The sequence below is a fragment of the Variovorax sp. PEI5 genome (genome assembly GCF_056679935.1).
Window position 1 is genome coordinate 878,784 of sequence record NZ_CM155257.1, and the last position, 21,017, is coordinate 899,800.

21 protein-coding genes and 1 tRNA gene are annotated in these 21,017 nt (G+C 68.1%); 12 read left to right on the forward strand and 10 right to left on the reverse strand.

The genetic code is table 11. From position 1 onward, the window contains the following. Positions 1-7: 7 nt before the first annotated feature. Positions 8-616 (reverse strand): tetratricopeptide repeat protein, encoded by a 609-nt coding sequence (locus tag AC1MLT_RS04060; protein WP_481033995.1) that lies wholly within the window; start codon positions 614-616, stop codon positions 8-10. Between the two features lie 227 nt (positions 617-843). On the opposite strand from AC1MLT_RS04060, the gene cysS reads away from it, so the two are divergent. The 7 genes from cysS to AC1MLT_RS04095 all read left to right on the forward strand — a co-directional run bounded on the left by cysS (position 844) and on the right by AC1MLT_RS04095 (position 6,807). Next, positions 844-2,229 (forward strand): cysteine--tRNA ligase, encoded by a 1,386-nt coding sequence (gene cysS, locus AC1MLT_RS04065; RefSeq protein ID WP_481033996.1) that lies wholly within the window; start codon positions 844-846, stop codon positions 2,227-2,229. Between the two features lie 23 nt (positions 2,230-2,252). Continuing rightward, positions 2,253-2,900 (forward strand): DNA-3-methyladenine glycosylase family protein, encoded by a 648-nt coding sequence (locus AC1MLT_RS04070; protein WP_481034899.1) that lies wholly within the window; start codon positions 2,253-2,255, stop codon positions 2,898-2,900. 19 nt (positions 2,901-2,919) lie between these two features. Next, a complete protein-coding gene (locus AC1MLT_RS04075) occupies positions 2,920-3,900 on the forward strand; it encodes an acetyl-CoA carboxylase carboxyltransferase subunit alpha (RefSeq protein WP_481033997.1) in 981 nt (326 codons plus the stop codon). Between the two features lie 49 nt (positions 3,901-3,949). Next, complete coding sequence (tilS, locus tag AC1MLT_RS04080; RefSeq protein ID WP_481033998.1) at positions 3,950-4,927, forward strand: tRNA lysidine(34) synthetase TilS; 978 nt, start codon at positions 3,950-3,952, stop codon at positions 4,925-4,927. Positions 4,928-4,984: 57 nt separating this feature from the next. Further along, positions 4,985-6,253 carry an aspartate kinase gene (locus AC1MLT_RS04085; protein ID WP_481033999.1) on the forward strand — a complete coding sequence of 423 codons (1,269 nt, stop codon included), beginning with the start codon at positions 4,985-4,987 and terminating at the stop codon, positions 6,251-6,253. Positions 6,254-6,308: 55 nt separating this feature from the next. Next, positions 6,309-6,401, forward strand: a tRNA-Ser gene (locus AC1MLT_RS04090). A 172-nt stretch (positions 6,402-6,573) separates the two neighbouring features. Further along, the gene (locus AC1MLT_RS04095; protein WP_481034000.1) at positions 6,574-6,807 is read left to right on the forward strand and encodes a hypothetical protein; all 234 of its coding nucleotides are present in this window, start codon (positions 6,574-6,576) and stop codon (positions 6,805-6,807) included. A gap of 34 nt (positions 6,808-6,841) precedes the next feature. Here AC1MLT_RS04095 and AC1MLT_RS04100 read toward each other — a convergent pair whose 3' ends face one another. After that, positions 6,842-7,564 (reverse strand): GAF domain-containing protein, encoded by a 723-nt coding sequence (locus AC1MLT_RS04100; protein WP_481034001.1) that lies wholly within the window; start codon positions 7,562-7,564, stop codon positions 6,842-6,844. 44 nt (positions 7,565-7,608) lie between these two features. Next, the gene (locus AC1MLT_RS04105) at positions 7,609-10,863 is read right to left on the reverse strand and encodes a PAS domain S-box protein (RefSeq protein WP_481034002.1); all 3,255 of its coding nucleotides are present in this window, start codon (positions 10,861-10,863) and stop codon (positions 7,609-7,611) included. Positions 10,864-11,082: 219 nt separating this feature from the next. Between AC1MLT_RS04105 and AC1MLT_RS04110 the strand changes: the two genes are divergently transcribed. Further along, positions 11,083-11,436, forward strand: coding sequence for a DUF3761 domain-containing protein (locus tag AC1MLT_RS04110; protein ID WP_481034003.1), 354 nt, complete (start codon positions 11,083-11,085; stop codon positions 11,434-11,436). Between the two features lie 219 nt (positions 11,437-11,655). After that, entirely contained in the window at positions 11,656-11,937 is a 282-nt protein-coding gene (locus AC1MLT_RS04115) for a hypothetical protein (protein ID WP_481034004.1), read from the forward strand. A 92-nt stretch (positions 11,938-12,029) separates the two neighbouring features. On the opposite strand, the gene AC1MLT_RS04120 is transcribed toward AC1MLT_RS04115, so the two are convergent. The 4 genes from AC1MLT_RS04120 to AC1MLT_RS04135 all read right to left on the reverse strand — a co-directional run bounded on the left by AC1MLT_RS04120 (position 12,030) and on the right by AC1MLT_RS04135 (position 15,162). Then, a complete protein-coding gene (locus AC1MLT_RS04120; RefSeq protein WP_481034005.1) occupies positions 12,030-12,416 on the reverse strand; it encodes a hypothetical protein in 387 nt (128 codons plus the stop codon). A 177-nt stretch (positions 12,417-12,593) separates the two neighbouring features. Next, positions 12,594-13,019: an RNA-binding S4 domain-containing protein gene (locus AC1MLT_RS04125; RefSeq protein WP_481034006.1), complete on the reverse strand. Its 426-nt coding sequence runs from the start codon at positions 13,017-13,019 to the stop codon at positions 12,594-12,596. 47 nt (positions 13,020-13,066) lie between these two features. After that, positions 13,067-14,473: a sensor histidine kinase gene (locus AC1MLT_RS04130; protein WP_481034007.1), complete on the reverse strand. Its 1,407-nt coding sequence runs from the start codon at positions 14,471-14,473 to the stop codon at positions 13,067-13,069. Then, positions 14,470-15,162 (reverse strand): response regulator, encoded by a 693-nt coding sequence (locus AC1MLT_RS04135; RefSeq protein ID WP_481034008.1) that lies wholly within the window; start codon positions 15,160-15,162, stop codon positions 14,470-14,472. The genes AC1MLT_RS04130 and AC1MLT_RS04135 overlap by 4 nt, the downstream gene beginning before the upstream one ends. A 114-nt stretch (positions 15,163-15,276) precedes the next feature. Here AC1MLT_RS04135 and AC1MLT_RS04140 point away from each other — a divergent pair, with 114 nt between their 5' ends. The 3 genes from AC1MLT_RS04140 (at position 15,277) to AC1MLT_RS04150 (ending at position 18,572) form a co-directional block, all read left to right on the forward strand. Further along, positions 15,277-16,236, forward strand: coding sequence for a Bug family tripartite tricarboxylate transporter substrate binding protein (locus AC1MLT_RS04140; protein ID WP_481034009.1), 960 nt, complete (start codon positions 15,277-15,279; stop codon positions 16,234-16,236). Positions 16,237-16,328: 92 nt separating this feature from the next. Then, positions 16,329-16,889: a tripartite tricarboxylate transporter TctB family protein gene (locus AC1MLT_RS04145; protein ID WP_481034010.1), complete on the forward strand. Its 561-nt coding sequence runs from the start codon at positions 16,329-16,331 to the stop codon at positions 16,887-16,889. Between the two features lie 165 nt (positions 16,890-17,054). After that, positions 17,055-18,572 carry a tripartite tricarboxylate transporter permease gene (locus AC1MLT_RS04150; RefSeq protein WP_481034011.1) on the forward strand — a complete coding sequence of 506 codons (1,518 nt, stop codon included), beginning with the start codon at positions 17,055-17,057 and terminating at the stop codon, positions 18,570-18,572. Positions 18,573-18,627: 55 nt separating this feature from the next. Here the strand turns inward: AC1MLT_RS04150 and AC1MLT_RS04155 are convergent, their stop codons facing one another. From AC1MLT_RS04155 to AC1MLT_RS04165, 3 genes are all read right to left on the reverse strand, one after another. Continuing rightward, on the reverse strand, positions 18,628-19,005 hold the full coding sequence (locus AC1MLT_RS04155) for a hypothetical protein (protein WP_481034012.1): 378 nt from the start codon (positions 19,003-19,005) through the stop codon (positions 18,628-18,630). Between the two features lie 116 nt (positions 19,006-19,121). Beyond that, entirely contained in the window at positions 19,122-19,916 is a 795-nt protein-coding gene (locus tag AC1MLT_RS04160) for an IclR family transcriptional regulator (RefSeq protein ID WP_481034013.1), read from the reverse strand. Positions 19,917-19,974: 58 nt separating this feature from the next. After that, positions 19,975-20,799, reverse strand: coding sequence for a TauD/TfdA dioxygenase family protein (locus AC1MLT_RS04165; RefSeq protein ID WP_481034014.1), 825 nt, complete (start codon positions 20,797-20,799; stop codon positions 19,975-19,977). Between the last annotated feature and the right edge of the window lie 218 nt (positions 20,800-21,017).

Consider the following 21,017-nt stretch of genomic DNA (forward strand, 5'->3'; position numbering starts at 1 on the left):
GGCGGTATCAGCGGTTGTTGTTCGGGATGCGGCGCGGGACCGGCGTGGCCGCGGGCAGGGTGTCCGGATTCGGCGTCGCGAAGACCTGGCGCAACGCGGCGACCTTGGGCGCGATCGTGGCGCTGGCCGGCGCAAGCTTCTGCGCGCGGTCGTAGGTCTGGGCCGCCAATCGGGCATAGACGTCGCCGAGGTTCTCGTAGGCGGTCGAATAGGCCGGACTCAGGCGGATGGCCGTCTCCAGCGCATCGCGCGCGCGCTCGAACTGGCTCTGCTGCGCATAGAGGGCGGCCAGGTTGTTGTAGGGCTCGGGCAGTTCGGGGAAATCCTGCGTCAGCTGCGTGAAGGCGAGCGTGGCATCGGCCGTGCGCCCTTGTTCGGTGAGGATCACGCCGCGCAGGAATCGCATCTGCGGATCGCGTGGCTTGCCGGCGATGTAGGCATCGGCCTTGGCCAGCGCCTCGGCGGGCGAGCCCTGGCGCAGCAGCCGGTTGACGTCGCCATACTCGTCGGCCCGCGCCGTGACGCCCGCGAGCGCCAGCATCGGGAACATCAGCGCGGCGACCGAGCGCCGCAGGGCCGGACCGGACACGAAGGAGAGGAGGGCGGCGTGCTTCATGGAGTCTCGGGGAAAGCGGCGTGCGTGGGAGTGGGAGGAGACGACGCGGGCACGGCGGGCAAGGCACGCGGAACACCCGGGGGATTGCCCGTCGAGGGCCGTTTATACTGACCGGATTGTAGCCGAGGGGCCATGCCCAACCCCTCGTGCGAAGGCCTTCCCCCTCCCTGAAAACCCGATCGTCCACCTGCCTCCGGCCGGGTGCGATCCGACGCTTCCCGAATTCCATGAGTTTGCGCATCTACAACACGCTGTCGCGTGAAATGCAGGAGTTTTCTCCGATACAGTCCGGCCGTGTGCGAATGTATGTTTGCGGCATGACGGTCTACGACTTCTGCCACATCGGGCACGCCCGCTCGATGGTCGCGTTCGACGTCGTGCAGCGCTGGCTGCGGACCAGCGGGTTCGACGTCACCTATGTGCGCAACATCACCGACATCGACGACAAGATCATCCGCCGCTCGGTGGAGAACGGCGAGACCGTCCGGGCGCTGACCGACCGCATGATCGACGCGCTCCACGAGGATGCCGACGCGCTGGGTATCGAACCGCCTACGCACGAACCGCGCGCCACCGATCATGTTGCGCAGATGCTTTCGATGATCGGCACGCTCGAGGACAAGGGACTGGCCTACCGCACACCGGCAGGCGACGTGAACTACGCGGTGCGCAAGTTCCCCGGCTATGGCCGGTTGAGCGGCAAGTCGCTCGATGAACTGCACGCGGGCGAGCGGGTCGCGGTGCTGGATGGCAAGGACGATCCGCTGGACTTCGCGCTGTGGAAGGGCGCCAAGCCCGACGAGCCGCAGGAAGTGAAATGGGCGAGCGCCTATGGTCCCGGGCGACCCGGCTGGCACATCGAATGCTCGGCCATGGCCTGTGCGCTGCTGGGCGAGACCATCGACATCCACGGCGGCGGCGCCGATCTCCAGTTTCCGCACCACGAGAACGAGATCGCGCAGAGCGAGGGCGCCAACGGCCGACCGCTCGCGCGCTACTGGATGCACAACGGCTTCATCAACGTCGACGACGAGAAGATGTCCAAGAGCCTGGGCAACTTCTTCCTGATCCGCGACGTACTCAAGAGTTTCGATGCGGAGACGGTGCGCTTCTTCGTCCTGCGCGCCCACTATCGCAGTCCGCTCAACTACAGCGATGCGCACCTGAACGACGCGCGGGCCTCGCTGCGCCGTCTCTACACCGCGCTGCATGGCGTGACGCCGCAGCCGCTGGCGCCGGCATCGATCGACTGGTCGATCGGTCACGCGGCGCGTTTCAAGGCCGCGATGGACGAGGACTTCGGCACCCCCGAGGCCGTGGCGATACTGTTCGATCTGGCGGGGGAGGTCAATCGCACGCGTTCGCCGGAGCTGGCGGCATTGCTGCGCGCGCTCGGCGGCTGCATCGGCATCCTCCAGGACGAGCCCCAGCGTTTCCTGCAGGCCGGCAGCGTGCTCGACGACGCCGCGATCCGGACCCTGATCGATCAGCGGGCCGAGGCCAAGGCGAATCGCGATTTCGCGACGGCCGATCGCATCCGCGCCGACCTGCTCGCCCAGGGCATCATGCTCAAGGACTCGGCCAGCGGCACCACCTGGGCCACCGCGCAGTGAAGACTCCCATCTCCAAGGTCGCCATGGCGGCGGCAGACGTCCCGGTGCGCGTCATCACGCCGGACTACTGGGAGGAGGCCTGCCGCCATCTCTCGAAGAAGGATCGCGTGATGAAGCGGCTGATCCCGCAGTTCGGCGATGCCTGTCTCGAATCGCGCGGCGATGCCTTCGTGACCCTGGCGCGCAGCATTGTCGGCCAGCAGATCTCGGTGAAGTCCGCGCAGGCCGTCTGGGACCGCTTCGTCCAGTTGCCGAGCGACCTGACCCCCGACAGCGTGCTGAAGCTGCGGGTCGACGACATGCGCGGCGCCGGGCTGTCGGCGCGCAAGGTCGAATACCTCGTCGACCTGGCGATCCATTTCAATTCCGGTGCGGTGCACTTCGATGCCTGGCAGGACATGACCGACGAGATGATCGTCGAGGAGCTGGTGGCCATCCGCGGCATCGGCCGCTGGACCGCGGAAATGTTCCTCATCTTCCACCTGATGCGGCCCAACGTGCTGCCGCTGGACGATGTCGGACTGATCAGCGGTGTGAGCCGCAACTACTTTTCGGGCGAGCCGGTGAGCCGCTCCGATCTGCGCGAGGTCGGGGTGGCCTGGGCCCCCTATTGCAGCGTGGCGACTTGGTATATTTGGCGGTCGCTCGACCCGGTGCCGGTCGCGTACTGACAACAAAAAGGAGAAGACGTTGGCCAAACGAACCTTCCTGGATTTCGAGCAGCCGATCGCGGAACTCGAAAGCAAGATCGAGGAACTGCGCTACGTGCAGACCGAATCCGCCGTCGACATCTCCGACGAGATCGATCAACTCGGCAAGAAGAGCCAGCAGCTCACCAAGGACATCTACAGCGACCTGACGCCCTGGAAGATCACCAAGATCGCCCGGCATCCGGAACGCCCCTACACCCTCGACTACGTCCACGAGATCTTCACGGATTTCGTCGAACTGCATGGCGACCGGCATTTCGCCGACGACCTCTCGATCGTTGGCGGCCTGGCCCGCTTCAACGGCACGCCATGCATGGTGCTGGGCCATCAGAAGGGTCGCGACACGCGCGAACGCACGATGCGCAACTTCGGCATGAGCAAGCCGGAAGGCTACCGCAAGGCCTTGCGCCTGATGAAGACGGCCGAGAAGTTCAAGCTGCCGGTCTTCACCTTCGTCGACACGCCCGGCGCCTATCCGGGCATCGATGCCGAGGAGCGCGGCCAGTCCGAGGCGATCGGCCGCAACATCTTCGAGATGGCGCAGCTGGAGGTGCCGGTCATCGTCACCATCATCGGCGAGGGCGGCTCCGGCGGGGCGCTGGCGCTATCGGTGGGCGACCAGCTGGTGATGCTGCAGTACTCGATCTATTCGGTCATCAGTCCCGAGGGTTGCGCCTCCATCCTGTGGAAGACCAGCGACAAGGCGCAGGAGGCGGCCGATGCGCTGGGCATCACGGCGCATCGACTGAAGGCGCTGGGCCTGGTCGACAAGATCGTCAACGAGCCCGTGGGTGGCGCTCACCGCGATCATCGCCAGATGGCCGCGTTCCTGAAGCGGGCGTTGAACGATGCCTTCCGCCAGGTGAGCGACCTGTCGGTCAAGGAACTGCTCGCACGGCGCTACGAGCGCCTGCAGAGCTATGGCCGCTTCTCGGACACCAAGGCCGAGAGCGGACGCTGAACGAGCGGCGCCGGGCACGACGGCGTCGTCCTCCGACGCGGCACCTCCCGTGCCATCGACCGATCCCGCGCTCGACGCGCTGAGGCACTGGGCCGCGTCCCCGGTCGCATCCGATCCCGACATCCGTATCGGCATCGCCTACAGCGGCGGTGCCGATTCCACCGCCTTGCTCCATGCGGCCGCGAACTTGTGGCCCGACCGGGTGCGGGCGCTGCATGTCCACCACGGACTGCAGGCGGCGGCCGACGATTTCCAGCGTCATTGCGGGCTCATCTGCGGTGCCCTGGGCATCCCGCTGCACGCGGGACGCATCGATGCTCGCCATCGTCCGGGCGAGAGTCCCGAGGATGCCGCGCGACGCGCCCGCTACCTGACCCTGGCCGGTCTGGCCCGGACCCATGGCCTGGCTCACGTGCTGCTGGCGCAACATGCCGACGACCAGGTCGAGACGATGCTGATCGCGCTCGGACGTGGCGCCGGGCTCGACGGACTGGCCGGCATGCCCCGTGAGATGCGTCGCCATGGCATCGTGTTCCACCGTCCACTCCTCGCCGTGCCCGCGGATGCCCTGCGGCGGGGACTGGTCGAGGCGGGCATCGCATTCATCGAGGATCCCAGCAACGTCGACGAGCGCTACACGCGCAATCGCATCCGTCGGCGCCTGTTGCCGGTGCTCGCCGAGGTGTTGCCGCGATATCGCGAAACCTTCGCCCGCTCCGCGCGCAATGCCGCGCGGGCATCGGAGCTGCTCGTCGCCCTGGCCATGGACGACCTCGCCGCGACCGGCATGCCGCCCGCCATCGACGCGTTGCGGCGCCTGCCGCAGGAGCGGCGGGCCAACGCCCTGCGCCAGTGGCTGCGGCAGGCGCACGCAGTGGTGCCCAGTGAAGCGCAGCTGCTCCAGCTCCTGGTGCAGGTGGAGGCCTGCACCACGCGCGGCCACGGCATCCGCCTGAAGGTGGCCGATGGCTTCGTCGAGCGCGAGGGCGCGAATCTGCGTTGGTACAATGCCGCGCCTTCCCCCTGACCCGCGGCCATGCGCCGATGCGGCCGACCTCTTTCTTCCAGTCCTGATTTCATCCACATGGCATTGATCGTTCACAAATACGGCGGCACGTCGATGGGCTCGACCGAGCGCATCAAGAATGTCGCCAAACGCGTGGCCAAGTGGTCGCGCGCCGGCCACCAGATGGTCGTCGTCCCGAGCGCCATGAGCGGCGAGACCAACCGCCTCCTGGGTCTCGCCAAGGAACTCGCCACGAGCAGCGCCGGCACCGAGCATTTCCGTGAACTCGACATGCTGGCCTCCACCGGCGAGCAGGCCTCCTCGGCGCTGCTGGCCATTGCGCTGCAGGCCGAGGGCGTGCCGGCGGTGAGCTATGCCGGCTGGCAGGTGTCGGTACGCACCGACAGCTCGTTCACCAAGGCCCGCATCGAACGCATCGACGACGAGCGCGTGCGCGCCGACCTCGAAGCCGGTCGGGTGGTCGTCATCACCGGTTTCCAGGGCGTCGACGAGGCCGGCAACATCACCACGCTCGGACGCGGCGGCAGCGACACCTCGGCCGTCGCCATCGCCGCGGCGATGAAGGCGAGCGAATGCCTGATCTACACCGACGTCGACGGCGTCTACACCACCGACCCGCGCGTGGAGCCCGACGCGCGGCGCCTGACCACCGTCAGCTTCGAGGAGATGCTGGAGATGGCGAGCCTGGGCTCCAAGGTGCTGCAGATCCGCTCGGTGGAATTCGCCGGCAAGTACAAGGTCCCGCTGCGCGTGCTCTCGAGCTTCACGCCCTGGGACATCAACATCGATGAAGAGGCCAAGTCCGGCACGCTGATCACTTTCGAGGAAGACGAAAACATGGAACAAGCCGTCGTATCCGGCATCGCATTCAATCGCGACGAAGCCAAGATCTCGGTCCTGGGCGTGCCCGACAAGCCCGGTATCGCCTATCACATCCTGGGTGCCGTCGCCGACGCGAACATCGAGGTCGACGTCATCATCCAGAACCTGAGCAAGGATGGCCGGACCGACTTCAGCTTCACCGTCAACCGCAACGACTATGCGCGCACGGTCGATCTGCTCAAGGCCAAGGTGCTGCCGACGCTGGGTGCCGCCGAGGTCGTCGGCGACACCAAGATCTGCAAGGTCAGCATCGTGGGCATCGGCATGCGCAGCCACGTCGGCGTGGCCAGCAAGATGTTCCGCGTGCTGAGCGAGGAGGGGATCAACATCCAGATGATCTCCACGTCCGAGATCAAGACCTCCGTCGTCGTCGACGAGAAATACATGGAGCTCGCCGTGCGCGCCCTGCACAAGGCGTTCGATCTCGACCAGCCGGTTGCATAAAGAATCGTAGAGGAGCCGAAAAACCGGCTTTCGGGATGGCATAATCGACGGCTCAGGAACTGTGACCGAGTGGCCGAAGGTGCTCCCCTGCTAAGGGAGTATGGGGTGTAGAGCCTCATCGAGGGTTCGAATCCCTCCGGTTCCGCCAGACATCGTCTTTGACGATCCCAAGGCCCCGCACCCACAAGGTGTCGGGGCTTTTTTCATGGCGCTTCATCCTGGTCGTGTGGGGGCGGGACATGACGCCGCGCAGGCCGGACATCCATGCCGGGGGGAAACGCCGACAGCCGCGCCGGTCGTCCGCAGCGATAAACGATCCCATGACCGATGCTGCCTCATCCCCCGATTTTTCTCCCTCATTCCTTGCTGCGCGCGAACAGGCCGACACGGCGGCCGAGACCGAGCGAAGCGCCTGGGAAGCACTGCAGGGCCGACCCGACACCGACCGCGAAGCGCTAAAGGCATGGCGCCAGGCCCATCAGGCGGCGGGTGAGGCTCAGGCGCGTTTCGCCGAGGAAGTCCGGACCTGGTTCTCGCGCGGCGCGCTCGACTGATCGCGCGAGCCGGGCGGAGGGACCCCGGTGGCCTTCAGCCCCGATGCTTGTCGAGTTCGGCCGCGACGATGCCCGCGACGTGGCGCAGGGCGTCGATCTGCCGGTTGCCGAGCGCCGATCGCGCCGTGTGACTGATGCAGCACAGCGTGCCGTAGACGGTACCATCGCGCCGGACCACCGGCGTGCTGAGATAGGCGCCGATGTTCATGGTCGTGGCGGCCGCCAGTCCTGCGAGTTCCATTTCGGCGCGCGCGTCCGGGTGCAGTTCCGGCAACCGCCCATCGACGACTCGCTGACACAGCGTCGTCTCCAGGGGCGCTGAATCGCCGGTCTTGACCGGAACCGGGTCTTCCTCGTCGTGGTCGATGTGGCGATAGATCTTGTGGCCGTCGACGAACTCGGCGACGAAGACGATGTCCATGGCCAGCAGCACTCGCAGGTTGTGCAGCAGTTCGTGCAACGCCTCCGCCGAGCGTGTCGCGACCCTGGCCGCGACGTCGCCGGTGTCGCCATCCGACCGATCGGTGGTCGACGGGGTGGCTGGCCACGGGGCGCTGCCGGACGGGGTGGCGGGCTGCCGGTCCGGGCGGTCCCCCGCCGACGCGTCGAGATCGAGCGTACCGAAGCGGCGGCGCAATTCCGTTTCGTACCGCCGCGCCTCGGCGACGGCACCCGGGGTTCCGGTGAGTGCGAGGCGACGCCAATGGTGCGAGACGTCGATGAGTTCCTGATCGGACAGAGGACGATGGTTAGGCATGGAAGGATTGTGGAAGCTTCGGACACTCCGTGGGAAGCGTCGGGTCAGACGATCAGCCGCAACGTGCCGTCCCGGGGCGGCTTCTTCGTGGCGTTCGAACGATCATGGTCGTCGCTCCAGAAGAGCCGACCCAGCTGCGCCGCCGCCATCGGCCGTGCCAGCAGGAAACCCTGCACCTCGGCGCAGTGGTCCTCCACCAGCATCTCCAGTTGCCGGTCGGTCTCGACGCCTTCGGCCGTGACCGTGAGACCCAGCGCCTTGCCCAGGGCGAGGATCGCCTGGACGATGGCGCGACCACCGGCGATCGGCTCCAGATCGCCGATGAACTGGCGATCGATCTTGATGACGTCGAACGGGAACGAGCGCAGGTAGCTCAGCGACGCGTAGCCCGTGCCGAAGTCGTCGACGGCGAGCCTGACGCCCAGGGCCTTGAGTTCGCGCATCGTCGCGCCGGCCCACTTGGCGTCCTCGAGCAGCACGCCCTCGGTCAGCTCGATCTCGAGGCGGCCCGGCGCGAGGCCGCTGAGCTCGAGCGCGTGGCGCACCCGTTCGACCAGCCGGTCGTCCCGGAACTGGACCGGCGACACGTTGACCGAGACGCCGATCTCTGGCCAGTCGCGCGCCGTCTGGCAGGCGGTCAGCAGCACCCAGTCGCCCAGCGGCAGGATGAGTCCGTTGCGCTCCGCCAGCGGGATGAAGAGGTCCGGCGCCATCTTGCCGTGCTCGGGATGCTGCCAACGCACCAGCGCCTCGGCGCTGCGGATGGTCTTGGTATGGGCATCGAAGCGCGGCTGGAATTCCAGGAAGAACTCGCCAGCGCCGATGCCGCGCCGCATCTCCTCGGTCAGGCGCCGATGGGCCTGCAGCCGGTCGTTCATGCGGGTGGAGAAGAAGCAGTAGGTGCCGCGGCCGTTGTTCTTGGAGCGGTAGAGCGCGGTGTCGGCCGCGCGCAGCAGTTCGTCCGGGCTGGTGCCGTCGGTCGGTGCCATGGCGATGCCGATCGAGGCGCCGATGAAGAGTTCGCCGCCCTCGTGCGCGATCGGCAACGCCAGCAGCTCCAGCATGTGCTGGCAGTACTGGGTGATCTCCTCCTCGGCGAGGTGCGGCGCCGCGATGACGAACTCGTCACCACCGATGCGCGCGGCGATCTGGTCGGGTCGCAGCGAGCGTCGCAGGCGGTCGGCGACCTCGCCCAGCACCTTGTCCCCCACCAGGTGGCCATGGGTGTCGTTGATCGCCTTGAAGCGGTCGAGGTCGAGGTACATGACGGCCAGGCGTGAACCCTCGTTGGCCAGGTGCGTGGCCAGGAAGCCGGCCAGCCGGATGCGGTTGGGCAGCGAGGTCGCCGCGTCGTGATGCGCCTGCCGCCGCGCATCCTCGAAGGCTTCGGCCATGGCGACATCGGCCGTGATGTCGATCGCGAACTTCATCACCCGGCAGAGTTCGCCGTCGAGATCGAAGATCGGGTTGTACGAGGCCTGCAACCAGATCTCGCGGCCATCGCGGCCGATGCGCTTGTAGCGTCCGGAGACGAAGCGCCCCGAGCGCAGCGTGGCCCAGAAAGCGGTGTGTTCCGCCGTCTCGGCGGCCAGCGGTTCCAGCAGGATGCGGTGGTCGCGCCCGACGATCTCGTCGAGCCGGTAGCCCAGCGTGGCGAGGAGATTGGCATTCGCGCCGAGGATGGTGCCATCCAGCGCGAGCGTCATCGTGCCCTGCGACTTGTCGATCGCGGCGATCTGGCTCTGGAAATCGGCCTGGCGCAGCTTCTGCTGCGTGATGTCGGTGGCGTACTTCACGACCTTGAGGGGCCGTCCCGCCATGTCCATGATCGGGTTGTAGGTGGCCTGCAGCCACACCTCACGCCCGTCCTTGCCGATGCGCTTGAATTCGCCGGCCTGGTAGACGCCACGACCCAGCGCCTGCCAGAACGCCGCATAGGCCGCGGAATCGGCCAGCTCGGCCTCGACGAACATCCGGTGGTGGCGCCCGCGCAGCTCCGACAGGCGATAGCCCATGAGATCGAGGAAATTCTCGTTGGCGTCGAGGATGCTGCCATCGAGGTGGTAGGCGACGACGGCCTGCGCCTTGTGGATGGCGGCGATCTGGCCCTGGTGCTCGGCCTGCCGGCGTTTCTCCTGCGTGACCACCTTGGCGTACTTGACGACCTTGATCGGCCGACCCGCCAGATCGAAGACCGGGCTGTAGTCGGCTTGCAGCCAGACCTCCCGGCCCTCGCGGTCGATCCGCTGGTACTGGCCCGACTGGTGGTGGCCGGCCGCGAGCGCCTGCCAGAAGGCCGCGTATTCCGCGCCATGGGTGTGCGCCGCGTCGACGAAGATGCGGTGGTGGCGGCCGACGATCTCCTCGAGCCGGTAGCCCATCGCCCGCAGGAAGAGGTCGTTGGCATCGAGCACCACCCCCTGCATGTCGAAGGCGATGACGCAATGCGACTTGCGCAATGCCGTGATCTGCCACTTGAACTCCGACAGCAGCTGCCGTTCCCGGGTGACGTCGGTGGCGTACTTGACGACCTTCTGTGGCCGCCCCATGGGATCGAAGATCGGGTTGTAGGTGGCCTGCAGCCAGACTTCGCGGCCATCCTTGCCGAGCCGGCGGTATTCGCCCGCGTGGTGCTGGCCGGCGGCCAACTGCGCCCAGAAGGCGGCGTAGTGCTGCGTCCCGGCTTCCTCCGGCGCCACGAACAGCCGATGGTGATGGCCGACGATCTCGTCGAGCCGATAGCCCATCGCATCGAGGAAAAGCCGGTTCGCATCCAGCACGGTGCCATCCAGCGCGAACTGGATCACCGCCTGCGATGCGTTGATCGCGAGGATCTGCCCCCGGTCGTCGGTCGCGCGCTCGACCCGGTCGGTGATGTCGTGGGAGAGCTCCACGACCTGCGCGATCCGGCCCTCGCCGTCCTGGAGGACGGAATAGAAGGCCTCGATCCAGTGCAGCGTGCCATCCTTGTGCAGGCGCAGCCGCTCGATGCCGGACGACTCGCCGTCGAGCACGCGGCGCCACTCGCGCGCGGCGCTCTCAGGGAGGCGGTCCACGGTCGGGCTCAGGCGGGCGAAATCGACGCCCACGATGTCCTCGGGTTCATAGCCGTACTGCCGCAGGAACCGGTTGTTGGCCCGTACGATGCGTCCGGATGGGTGCACCACCAGGGTCGCGAAACTGCCGTTGAGCGCCCGCAGTTCTTCCGACGAATGCACCACCAGCGCCCGGTGGCCCGACGGCGACAGCGGACCGTCGAGCGCGGGCGAGGGAGTGGATGGCGCGAAGGAGAGGTTCATGGCGACCCCGGGTGCGTGGGGAGAGGGCGGTTCTCCTTGGATCTTCGGCACTGGCGCGTGGATCTTGAGCGCTTGTCGACTTTGCCCACCCCTATCCGATGAACGCACCTACAAGGCCGACCCGCGAGCGCGGCACTCTGTCAGGACGAGAAATGGCATCGGACGTCCTCCCGGGATCCACGCCATCTCTGCCGCTTCCTCACAACCGGAGACCTCTTCATGAAATGCCTGTCAGCCTTCGCTCTCTGCGCGATCCTCGCCACCACCGCCGTGCAAGCTCAGGCCCAGCCGACCCCGGCCAAGGCCCCGGCCGGCAGCACCGCGCTGTGCAACGACGGCAGCTACTCCAACGAAGCGCGCCGCACGGCTGCATGTAGCGGGCATCAGGGGATCAAGACCTGGCTCGGCGTCGCTGGCGAAGCCGTGCAGACGCAGTCGCCTGCCGTCAGCGCGACCCAGGCCGCCCCGACCACGGGATTGCCGACCCGCACACCCGCGACGCCCGAGAACCCCGTGACAGCGACCAAGCCGGCGCCGCGTTCGCTGCCGGCTTCGTCCGCGACATCGCGCTGAGCCGACCACCGGCGATGCTCGCTGCCGGCTGTCCGGTGGCCTCGGCGCGGTCCGGACCTCTGTCCAGGGGATGGCTGCCGAGGTGATCAGGCCATTAATGAAAACTTATTAGCGAAAACTGCCAATTAGTTCAGACTTGTCCAAAAGTATGAACTAAAAGCTTCATTTTGAACGAATCATCTCTTACAAACGAGGGGTTGCGTTTGGAACCCACAAGAGATGACCAAGAAGTACAGCGAATTGCGGCGCCTGGCCCTGACCGTCGACGAGCCCGTCCCCGGCATGTATTTCTGGGTGGTGCAGGAAGAAGACGACGAGATGGGTATCTATGAGCCGATCGAGTCGGCAGAGATGCCGGTGACCAGCTATCACGCCGCGCTCGCGGCGGGATACATGGCGCTGCAGGCGATGTGCGGGCCGAATGGTCCGCGCGAAGGGCTGGTGGAGTCGCCACTGTTCATCAGCCCGTCGATGGAATCGACGCTCGGCACGTTGCAGTAGCGTCCGGGGCGGGATCGCCGTCGGCCCGTTGCTTCCGGTCGACGCCCACGCGCCGGAAAAGGGCGAGTCGGAAGCGGCGAGTCGGAAGCGGCTCAGTGGCGTCCCGCGCCCCGGAGCAGATCGCGTTCGAAGGAAAACAGGCCGGCCGGCAGAGCCTTGGCCGGCTCGAGCACCATCGGCATGGTCGGAGCGAAGGCGGCACCGCGTTCGTGGAGTGCGAGACGTCGTTCGCGGGCCTGCCGGATCGCCGCGCTGCGTCGTGCGAGCAGGGCGCGCACGGCGTCTTCGGCGGCGATCAGCGCGGCGCGGGCGCGTGCCATCGGACCGGTCTTGACCGCTTCCGGCCACGTCGGCAATGGCTGCAGACCCCAGGACGACTTGTTGGCGTCCTTCAGCGTCGCGTAGGCGCGGACATCGGTGTCGTAGGCGATTTCCAGCGCTGCCACGGCTTTGCTGAAGTCAGTTTCCCATTTGTTCATTGTCTCTCCGAGCTGGTGGCATCAGTATGTGCGGAGCCCTCGGTTAATCAATGTCAAATTATTCACGTTGAATTAAGGAAAGAACGCGTCGATTCGTTCTCAAAAACTTTCGTATTACACATAGTCGGGATTCTGGCTGACAGGGCACCCGACCGGTCTCCCGACGAGCATCGAGACTCACCGATCCTCGCCATCTTCCAGGCTCGCGCTCCAGCGACTGCCCCAGCCGCGCGCGGCGCCATCGAGGTCACGCCGCTCGCGCTTGGTCGGTCTGCCCTGGACGATCGACAACGCCGGTTCGCTCCCCAGCCGCCGTTCCTCGCGCGCGCGTTCGAGGGCCTGCAGGCTCTCCGGCGTCTCCTCGTAGAGCAGCTGGGCCGTGGGCGCCGGTCCGCGCTGCTTGCTCAGTCCGCGCACGACGACCGTGCGGGTCGTCGCGTTGTGGCGCATGGCCACCATGTCGCCGGCCTTGACCTCGCGCGAGGCCTTGGCGATGTCGCCGTTGACCTGCACCCGGTGCTTGCCGATGTCCTCGGCCGCGAGCGAACGCGTCTTGTAGAAGCGGGCGGCCCAGAGCCATTTGTCGATGCGGAGTCGATCCATCTTGTCCTTGGTTGATGTCGAAGCGAAATCCGGGGAGCGTCCTGGCCTCAGTCCGGGCGGCGGGGCAGCCGCACCGAGACGTCCAGGCCCTCGATCCGTTCCTCCGGGCACCGATTGTCCAACGCGATCCGGCCATGGAGCGCCCGGACGATCTCCCGGCAGATGGTCAGTCCCAAGCCCGATCCCCCCGGCATGCCGCCGGTCGTGAAGGGCGTGAACAGGCGGCTGTGCAGATCGGGCGCGATGCCGGGTCCGGCGTCGCTGAGCATCAGCAGCGCCATGGCGTCGTCGTCCCGTCGCACCGACAGTCGCAGCATGCCGCCGTGCGGGCTGTGCCGGATGGCGTTGTGCAGCAGATTGCGCGTCAGCTCCTCCAGCATCCAGCGGTGCGCGCTGACGACCACCGGCGTGGCATCGGCGTCGAACTCGAAATCCAGTGCGCGTTCGGCGATCAGCGGCGAGACATCCAGCACCACCTGACGCACGACGTCGACGAGATCGAGCGGCTCCGAGTCGGGTTGCTGGCGCAATTGCTCGACCTTGGCAAGCGAAAGCATCTGGTTGGCCAGCATCGTGGCACGCGTGACGGTGCGATCGATCTCGGCCAGCGCCTGCGCGGCGGGCAGGTCGCCCCGGCGCGCCGACTGCACCTGCACCTTGAGCACGGCGAGCGGCGTGCGCAACTGATGGGCGCTGTCGCGCACGAAGCGGTTCTGGTGGTCGATCAGGCCCTGCAGCCGCGTCATCACCCGGGTGGTGGCCTCGATCAGCGGCAGCAGCTCGCGCGGAGCGTCGGGCGCCTCCACCGGGGACAGGTCGTCGGCGGCGCGCCGCTCGATCGCCTCGCCCAGGCGCCGCACCGGTCGCGTCGCGCGCTGCACCACGATCACTGTCACCGCCGCGATCACGCCCAGCAGCAGCAGGTGGTGCCAGAGCGTGTCGGTGAGCAGGGTGCGCGCCAGCGTCTCGCGCAGCGCCAGCGTCTCGGCGACCTGGACCACCGCCATGCCGCGCCCGTTGCCACTGGCCACCGGCTGCAGCAGCACGGCGACGCGCACCGGCTCGGCGCGGAAGGTGTCGTCGTAGAAGTCGACCAGCGCCGCGTAGGGCGGCTTGCTGGGCAGGCGGCCATGCCAGAACGGCAGGTCGGCGAAACCCGAGACCAGGTCGCCGCCGAGCGTCGAGACCCGGTAGTACATGTGGCTCTGGTTGTCGGCCTCGAACGCCTCGAGTGCGGAGTAGGGCACCACCGAGCGCAGCTGCGCCCGCTCGTCGTAACCCTGGACGTCGAGCTGCTCGCCGATGGTCTTGGCCGAGGCCAGCAGCGTGCGGTCGTAGGCCACGGTGGCGGCGGCCAGGCTGTCGCGATAGAGGCTGGCGCTGTTGACGCCGATCACCGCGGCCACGGGCAGCAGGATGCCGGCGAGCAGCCGCGTGCGCAACGATGCCGTCATGCCGCTGGCGGCGCCTCCTCGCGCAGCAGATAGCCCAGGCCGCGCAGCGTCAGGAGCGCGGCGCCGGTGCCGGTGAGCTTCTTGCGCAGGCGATAGACGACGACCTCGATCGCCTCGTACTGGACTTCGGTCGCCCCCGGGAACACCAGCTCGAACAGCCGCTCCTTGGTCATCGCGTGGCCCGGCCGGATCATCAGCGCGGCGAGCAGGGCCAGCTCGCGCGGCGTCAGCTCGAGCACGGTGCCGCGGTGGTAGATGGCGCCGCTCGATGTCTCGTAGTGCAGGCCGCCGACGTCCTGCGGGCCGGCCGGCGGATCGCCCGCCGCGTTCTGGTGGCGCCGGCGCAGGGCACGCAGCCGGGCTTCCAGTTCGTCGAGGTCGAAGGGCTTGGGCAGGTAGTCGTCGGCGCCGGCGTTGAGGCCGACGATGCGGTCGCCGACGGTGCCGCGCGCGGTCAGCAGCAGCACCGGCGTGCGCAGTCCCGCGGCCCGCGCCGCGGCCAGCACCTGCAGGCCGTCGACGTGGGGCAGGCTCAGGTCGAGCGCCACCACGTCGGGCTCCAGCGCCTGCCATTGCGCCAGCGCCAGCGCGCCGTCGCCGCACACGCGCACGTCGATGCGGCGACGCTCGAGCGCGCGCTGCAGCGTCGCCTGCATCGACGCATCGTCCTCGACGAGCAGCAGCTTCATGGCATTTCGGATGAGTGTTAACCCCAGTCCGCTGGACAGCCAACTGACAGGAGCGCGGCGCATCATAGCGGCCGTCCCGGTATTTCCAGAAACATCCCTCAGGAGACTTGCCCCATGCGTCGCGATACCTTCCTCAAGTCACTGGCCGCGCTCGCCGCCGCCGGTGCCCTCCCGCTCTCGGCCCGCGCCGCCACCAACGTCAAGATGATGATTCCGGCCAACCCCGGCGGTGGCTGGGACACCACCGGGCGCGCGCTCGGCAAGGCCATGACCGACGGCAAGCTGGTCGACACGGTCACCTACGACAACAAGGGCGGCGCCGCTGGCGCCCTCGGCCTGGCGCAGTTCATCAACGGTTCCAAGAACGACCCGAACGCCCTGATGGTGATGGGCGCCGTGATGCTCGGCGGCATCATCACCGGCAAGCCGCCGGTGAACCTGTCGCAGGCCACGCCCATCGCGCGCATCTCCAGCGAATACAACGTCTTCGTGCTGCCGGCGAACTCGCCCTTCAAGACCATGGCCGACGTCGTCGCGCAGCTCAAGAAGGACCCCGGCAGCGTCAAGTGGGGCGGCGGTTCGCGCGGCTCCACCGAGCACATCGCGGCGGCCATGATCGCGCAGAAGGTCGGCGCCGATCCGTCCAAGATCAACTATGTCGCCTTCCGGGGCGGCGGCGAGGCGACGGCGGCCGTGCTCGGTGGCAACGTCACCGTCGGCGGCAGCGGCTACAGCGAGTTCGCCGAATACATCGCCGCGGGCAAGATGCGCGCCATCGCCGTCACCTCGGCCAATCGCCTGCCCGGCGTCAACGTGCCCACGCTCAAGGAGCAGGGCATCGACGTCGAGATCGGCAACTGGCGCGGCGTCTATGGCGCGCCGGGCCTGTCGGCCGACCAGCGCAAGACGCTGACCGACCTGGTGCTGGCCGCGCTCAAGACGCCGTCGTGGGCCGAAGCCTCGAAGAAGAACGACTGGACCCCGGCCGTGCTCGCCGGCGAGCCCTTCGCCAAGTTCGTCGACGACGAGTTCGCCAGCCTGCGCGCCACCATGACCAAGTCCGGCATGGTCTGACGCGCCGGGTCCCCGCGACCCTGGCCCCGCCTCGAAGGCACGTCGCGCGACGTGCCTTTTTTCAGTTCCCACGTTCTTCGGAGATCCACTCCATGACTCCTGCCGACGCTTCGGCGAATCCTCTCACGCCGCACGAACCGCCGTTCGTGCCCGTGGCCGTCTGGCCGCAGACGCTGGTGGGCGTCGGTGTCTTCCTCACCGGGCTGGCGCTGGCCTATGGCGCGCTGAGCATCTCGGGCGAGGCCGGCTACGGCGGCGTCGGCCCCAACTTCCTGCCCTGGCTGGTCTCGGTCGTGCTGACGCTGTGCGGCGCCTGGATCATCTGGGAGTCGCGCACCGGCGGCTTCCGCGAGATGGATGCGCCCGCCGATGCCGTCGGCGCCTACTGGCCGGGCTTCGTCTGGGTCACGGCCGGCCTGCTGCTCAACGCCGCGCTCATCACCACCATCGGCTTCATCCTGAGTTGCGCGCTGTGCTATCTGCTGGCCGTGCAGGGCCTGCGCCGCGCCGCCGGCCAGTCGCAGGCGAACTCGCCGCGCGCCTGGCTCGGCGATGTCGTCACCGGGCTGCTGATCTCCGCGCCGGTGTTCTGGATGTTCACGCAGTTCCTGGCCATCAACCTGCCGGGCCTGACTTCGACGGGGTGGTTCTAGAAATGACGACAACCCCCAGTCTTCGCGCACTTCGTGTCGCTGCGCCAACCCCCTTCCAGGGGGCCATATCCGCGGTCCGGCAAGGTCGGCTCCACGCTGTGTCCTGCTTCGGCTTCATGGGCTCACATGCGCTCTGCTCGTCTGGCGTACTGAAGGAAAACTGACATGGAAATCTTCAACGCGCTCATGGCCGGCTTCGCCTCGGCCATCACACCCGCCAACCTGCTGTGGTGCCTGGTGGGCTGCGCCCTCGGCACGGCCGTCGGCGTGCTGCCGGGCATCGGTCCGGCGGTGGCGGTGGCGATGCTGCTGCCCATCACCGGCAAGGTCGACGTCACGGCCTCGATGATCTTCTTCTCGGGCATCTACTACGGCGCCATGTATGGCGGCTCGACCACCTCGATCCTGCTCAACACGCCCGGCGAGACCGCCAGCATGGTGACGGCGATGGAGGGCAACAAGATGGCCAAGAGCGGCCGCGCCGGGGCGGCGCTGGCGACGGCGGCCGTCGGCTCGTTCGTCGCCGGCACCATCGCCACCGTGGTCGTGACGATGTTCGCGCCCTTCGTGGCCGAGTTCGCGGTCAAGCTCGGCCCGCCGGAATATTTCCTCCTGATGCTGCTGGCCTTCACCACCGTCAGCGCGGTGCTGGGCAAGAGCACGCTGCGCGGCATGACGGCGCTGTTCATCGGCCTGGCCGCCGGCTGCATCGGCCTCGACCAGATCTCCGGCCAGGGCCGCTACACCGGCGGCGTGCCCGAACTGCTCGACGGCATCGAGATCGTGCTGGTCGCGGTCGGACTGTTCGCGGTGGCCGAGGTGCTCTACGCCGTGCTCTACGAGGGTCGTGTCGTCGAGGGCCAGAACAAGCTCAGCCGCGTGCACATGAGCGCGCGCGACTGGAAGCGCTCGATCCCGGCCTGGCTGCGCGGCACCGCCATCGGCACGCCATTCGGCTGCATCCCGGCCGGCGGCACCGAGATCCCGACCTTCCTGAGCTATGCGATGGAGAAGAAGCTGGCCAAGGATCCGGCCGACCGCGCCGAGTTCGGCAACCAGGGCGCCATCGAGGGCGTGGCCGGGCCGGAAGCGGCCAACAACGCGACCGTCACGGCCGCGCTGATCCCGCTGCTGACGCTGGGCATCCCGACCTCCAACACCACCGCGATCCTGCTGGGCGCGTTCCAGAACTACGGCATCCAGCCGGGTCCGCAGCTGTTCACCACCTCGGCCGCGCTGGTGTGGGCGCTGATCGCCTCGCTCTACATCGGCAACGTCATGCTGCTGGTGCTGAACCTGCCGATGGTCGGCCTGTGGGTCAAGCTGCTGAAGATCCCGAAGCCCCAGCTCTACGCCGGCATCCTGATCTTCGCCACGGTCGGTGCCTATGGCATGCGCCAGAGCGCCTTCGACCTGTTCCTGCTCTATGCCATCGGCGTGCTGGGCGTGATCATGCGGCGCTTCGACTTCCCGACCGCACCGGTCGTCGTGGGCATGATCCTCGGCCCGCTGGCCGAGGCCCAGCTGCGCAATGCGATGTCGATCGGCGAGGGCAGCGCGCTGGTGTTCCTCCAGCGGCCGATGTCGATCACCCTGGTGGTCATCGTGCTGGCCGTGCTGCTCCTGCCGCGCCTGGCCAAGGCGATGGCGCTGCGCAAGGAACGCGCGGCGCTGCTCGGCTGACGACGGGCCGGCGCGTGCCGCGGCTCCGATGGGGCCGCCGGTCCGGGCCCGGCCTTCAGCGCGGCGTGCCGACCCCGTCCGCCGGCACCACGATGGTCGCGCGGCCATCGTCGGAGGTCACGGTGTCGGAGCCGGCGCGCGGCGCGATCGAGCCGCGTGGCGCGATCACGGTGGCGCGGCCGTCCCGCGTTTCCAGCTCCGTCTCGGGCGGTGGCCCGCCCAACGTGCGGTCGAGGGCCGCGCCGGCCGCGCGCACGCAGGCATTGCGCGCCGGCGCCGGCAGGTCGCTGCGGTTGCACTCGGCGATGCGGGCCTCGTAGCGTTGCTGCAGCTGAGCCGGGCCGCCCGGCGCCATCGGCTGCGCGAAGCTGCCGACTGCCGTCACGAGGGCGGCACCGACGAAGGCGTACGGGATGCGGGTGGCGACGGACATGGCGGACTCCGGGTGGGGACATGGATGGCTGATGCTTCCATCGTCGTCCGGCATGGTCACGTCGCGGGTCCGCCAGCGCAGCGAGAGACGGTAGGCCGGCGACGGGTCGGGCCGGCCTACGCAGCGCCGTGGTCGGCCCGCGCGGCCGAGCGGGTGCCCGCCGGCGGCCGGTCGAGCCGGCGTGCCAGCAGGCTGCAGGTCGTGACGATCTGCTGCGCGCATTCGCGCATGCCGTCCTGCATCCGGTGGCGCGGGCCGGCCAGGCCGACGCCCCAGGTCTCGCGCCCGACATGGAAGAACGCCGAGACCGCCCAGACGTCGGGCACGTTCTCCCCGCGCGTCTGGAAGAAGCCGGCCTGGCGGCCCCGCAGCACCTCCTCGACCAGCCGGGCCGGATCGGTGATGGTGGCCGGCGTGACGCGCGTCAGCTCGTGCGCCGCGACCCAGTCGCGCAGGCCGGCCTCCTTCTGCGCGCCCAGCATGGCCTTGCCGATCGCGCTGGAGTGCAATGGCTTGAGGTCGCCCGGCCGGGCGGAGTAGCGGATCGGATGCGGGCTCTCCAGCACCTGCAGGTAGATCACCTGCTCGCCCTGGCGCTTGCCCAGGATCACGGTCTCGCAGGAGGCGCCGCGCAGGTCCTCGAGCAGCGGCATCACGCGGTCGAGGAAGGGGTCGCTCGCGACGATGTCGTGCGCGACGTCCAGCATGCGCTGGGTCGGGTAGAGCGCGCGCGGCGGCGACAGGGTGTAGAGATAGCCGCGTGCCGCCAGGGTCTGGACGATGGCGTGGCAGCTGCTCTTGGGCATGCACGCGTGCGCCGCCAGTTCGGTCAGCGACAGGGGTCGTTCACTGCTGCGAAATGCTTCGAAGATGTCGATGACGCGGTCCACCGCGCTCCCGCTGCCTGGCATGCCCGCTCCTGGAAGATCGGACGATCATCGCATGGCCCACGACGGCCGCGCCGCCGGCTCAGCGCGGCCGGTCGCCCCGCAGCGTGATGCGATGCATCACCCGGCGGTGCCCGTGGTAGTCGTTGACCGGGTTGTGCTGGACGCAGCGGTTGTCCCAGAACGCGATCATGTCGGGCTCCCAGACGCAGCGGCAGGTGAACTCCGGCTTGACCTGGTGCTGGAACAGGAAGCGCAGCAGCGGCGCGCTTTCCTCCTCGGTCATGCCCCGGATGCCGGCGGTGTGGGCCACGTTCACGTAGAGCGCCTTTCGGCCCGTCTCCGGATGCGTGCGCACGACCGGATGCTCGGCGCGGTACTCCTTGGGCGCCTCCTGGCGGCCGTCGCTGCGGATGCGGTCCTCGCGGGTCTTGCTGACATCGGCCTTGCTCGACGTGCTGATGCCCACCAGGGGCTCCAGCACGGCCTTCATGGTCTCCGACAGGGCGTCGTAGGCCGCGTACTGGCTGGCGAACAGGGTGTCGCCGCCATAGGGCGGGACCTGCCGCGACAGCAGCATGGAACCCATCGGCGGCTCCTCCAGGTAGGTGGTGTCGGAATGCCAGACGCCACCGAAGTTGACCTTCTCGTGCTCCAGCTTCTTGACCTCGATGATGGTGGAGAAGCCATCCAGGCCCTTCACGAACGGGTACTCGATGGGTTCGCCCATGGCCTGGGCGAAGGCCAGGAAGCGCGCCGGGTCGAGCAGCTGCCGCCGGATGAAGATGACCTGGTGGTCCAGGAGGGCCTGGCGGACATCGGCCGCGACCTGCGGCGTCAGGTCGCGCGCCAGGTCCAGTCCCAGGAGTTCGGCGCCCAGTGCGCCGGCGGTTCGCTTGATCTGCATGCTGTGGAGGTCGGATGGGGGTTGACGGGGAAACGGTGGAGGAGGAGCGGGGACGCAGCCGACTCTAGCGATGCCCGCGCGGCCTTCGTTCAGCGGATCGAACATGCTTGCGCGGCCGGGGTCCGGGAGCCCAATCGGATGGCGGCCGTTCAGCCGGCTGAACGCGGGGGCCCAGGATTTCCCGCTTGAAAGGATGGCCGGCTGGGGCTGTACTCTCG

What these genes read in the sequence shown, in the direction of transcription:
- AC1MLT_RS04060 (WP_481033995.1), bottom strand. Translation starts at nt 616, where the DNA reads ATGAAGCACGCCGCCCTCCTCTCCTTCGTGTCCGGTCCGGCCCTGCGG.
- cysS (WP_481033996.1), top strand. Translation starts at nt 844, where the DNA reads ATGAGTTTGCGCATCTACAACACGCTGTCGCGTGAAATGCAGGAGTTT.
- AC1MLT_RS04070 (WP_481034899.1), top strand. Translation starts at nt 2,253, where the DNA reads ATGGCGGCGGCAGACGTCCCGGTGCGCGTCATCACGCCGGACTACTGG.
- AC1MLT_RS04085 (WP_481033999.1), top strand. Translation starts at nt 4,985, where the DNA reads ATGGCATTGATCGTTCACAAATACGGCGGCACGTCGATGGGCTCGACC.
- AC1MLT_RS04095 (WP_481034000.1), top strand. Translation starts at nt 6,574, where the DNA reads ATGACCGATGCTGCCTCATCCCCCGATTTTTCTCCCTCATTCCTTGCT.
- AC1MLT_RS04100 (WP_481034001.1), bottom strand. Translation starts at nt 7,564, where the DNA reads ATGCCTAACCATCGTCCTCTGTCCGATCAGGAACTCATCGACGTCTCG.
- AC1MLT_RS04105 (WP_481034002.1), bottom strand. Translation starts at nt 10,863, where the DNA reads ATGAACCTCTCCTTCGCGCCATCCACTCCCTCGCCCGCGCTCGACGGT.
- AC1MLT_RS04110 (WP_481034003.1), top strand. Translation starts at nt 11,083, where the DNA reads ATGAAATGCCTGTCAGCCTTCGCTCTCTGCGCGATCCTCGCCACCACC.
- AC1MLT_RS04115 (WP_481034004.1), top strand. Translation starts at nt 11,656, where the DNA reads ATGACCAAGAAGTACAGCGAATTGCGGCGCCTGGCCCTGACCGTCGAC.
- AC1MLT_RS04120 (WP_481034005.1), bottom strand. Translation starts at nt 12,416, where the DNA reads ATGAACAAATGGGAAACTGACTTCAGCAAAGCCGTGGCAGCGCTGGAA.
- AC1MLT_RS04125 (WP_481034006.1), bottom strand. Translation starts at nt 13,019, where the DNA reads ATGGATCGACTCCGCATCGACAAATGGCTCTGGGCCGCCCGCTTCTAC.
- AC1MLT_RS04130 (WP_481034007.1), bottom strand. Translation starts at nt 14,473, where the DNA reads ATGACGGCATCGTTGCGCACGCGGCTGCTCGCCGGCATCCTGCTGCCC.
- AC1MLT_RS04135 (WP_481034008.1), bottom strand. Translation starts at nt 15,162, where the DNA reads ATGAAGCTGCTGCTCGTCGAGGACGATGCGTCGATGCAGGCGACGCTG.
- AC1MLT_RS04140 (WP_481034009.1), top strand. Translation starts at nt 15,277, where the DNA reads ATGCGTCGCGATACCTTCCTCAAGTCACTGGCCGCGCTCGCCGCCGCC.
- AC1MLT_RS04145 (WP_481034010.1), top strand. Translation starts at nt 16,329, where the DNA reads ATGACTCCTGCCGACGCTTCGGCGAATCCTCTCACGCCGCACGAACCG.
- AC1MLT_RS04150 (WP_481034011.1), top strand. Translation starts at nt 17,055, where the DNA reads ATGGAAATCTTCAACGCGCTCATGGCCGGCTTCGCCTCGGCCATCACA.
- AC1MLT_RS04155 (WP_481034012.1), bottom strand. Translation starts at nt 19,005, where the DNA reads ATGTCCGTCGCCACCCGCATCCCGTACGCCTTCGTCGGTGCCGCCCTC.
- AC1MLT_RS04160 (WP_481034013.1), bottom strand. Translation starts at nt 19,916, where the DNA reads ATGCCAGGCAGCGGGAGCGCGGTGGACCGCGTCATCGACATCTTCGAA.
- AC1MLT_RS04165 (WP_481034014.1), bottom strand. Translation starts at nt 20,799, where the DNA reads ATGCAGATCAAGCGAACCGCCGGCGCACTGGGCGCCGAACTCCTGGGA.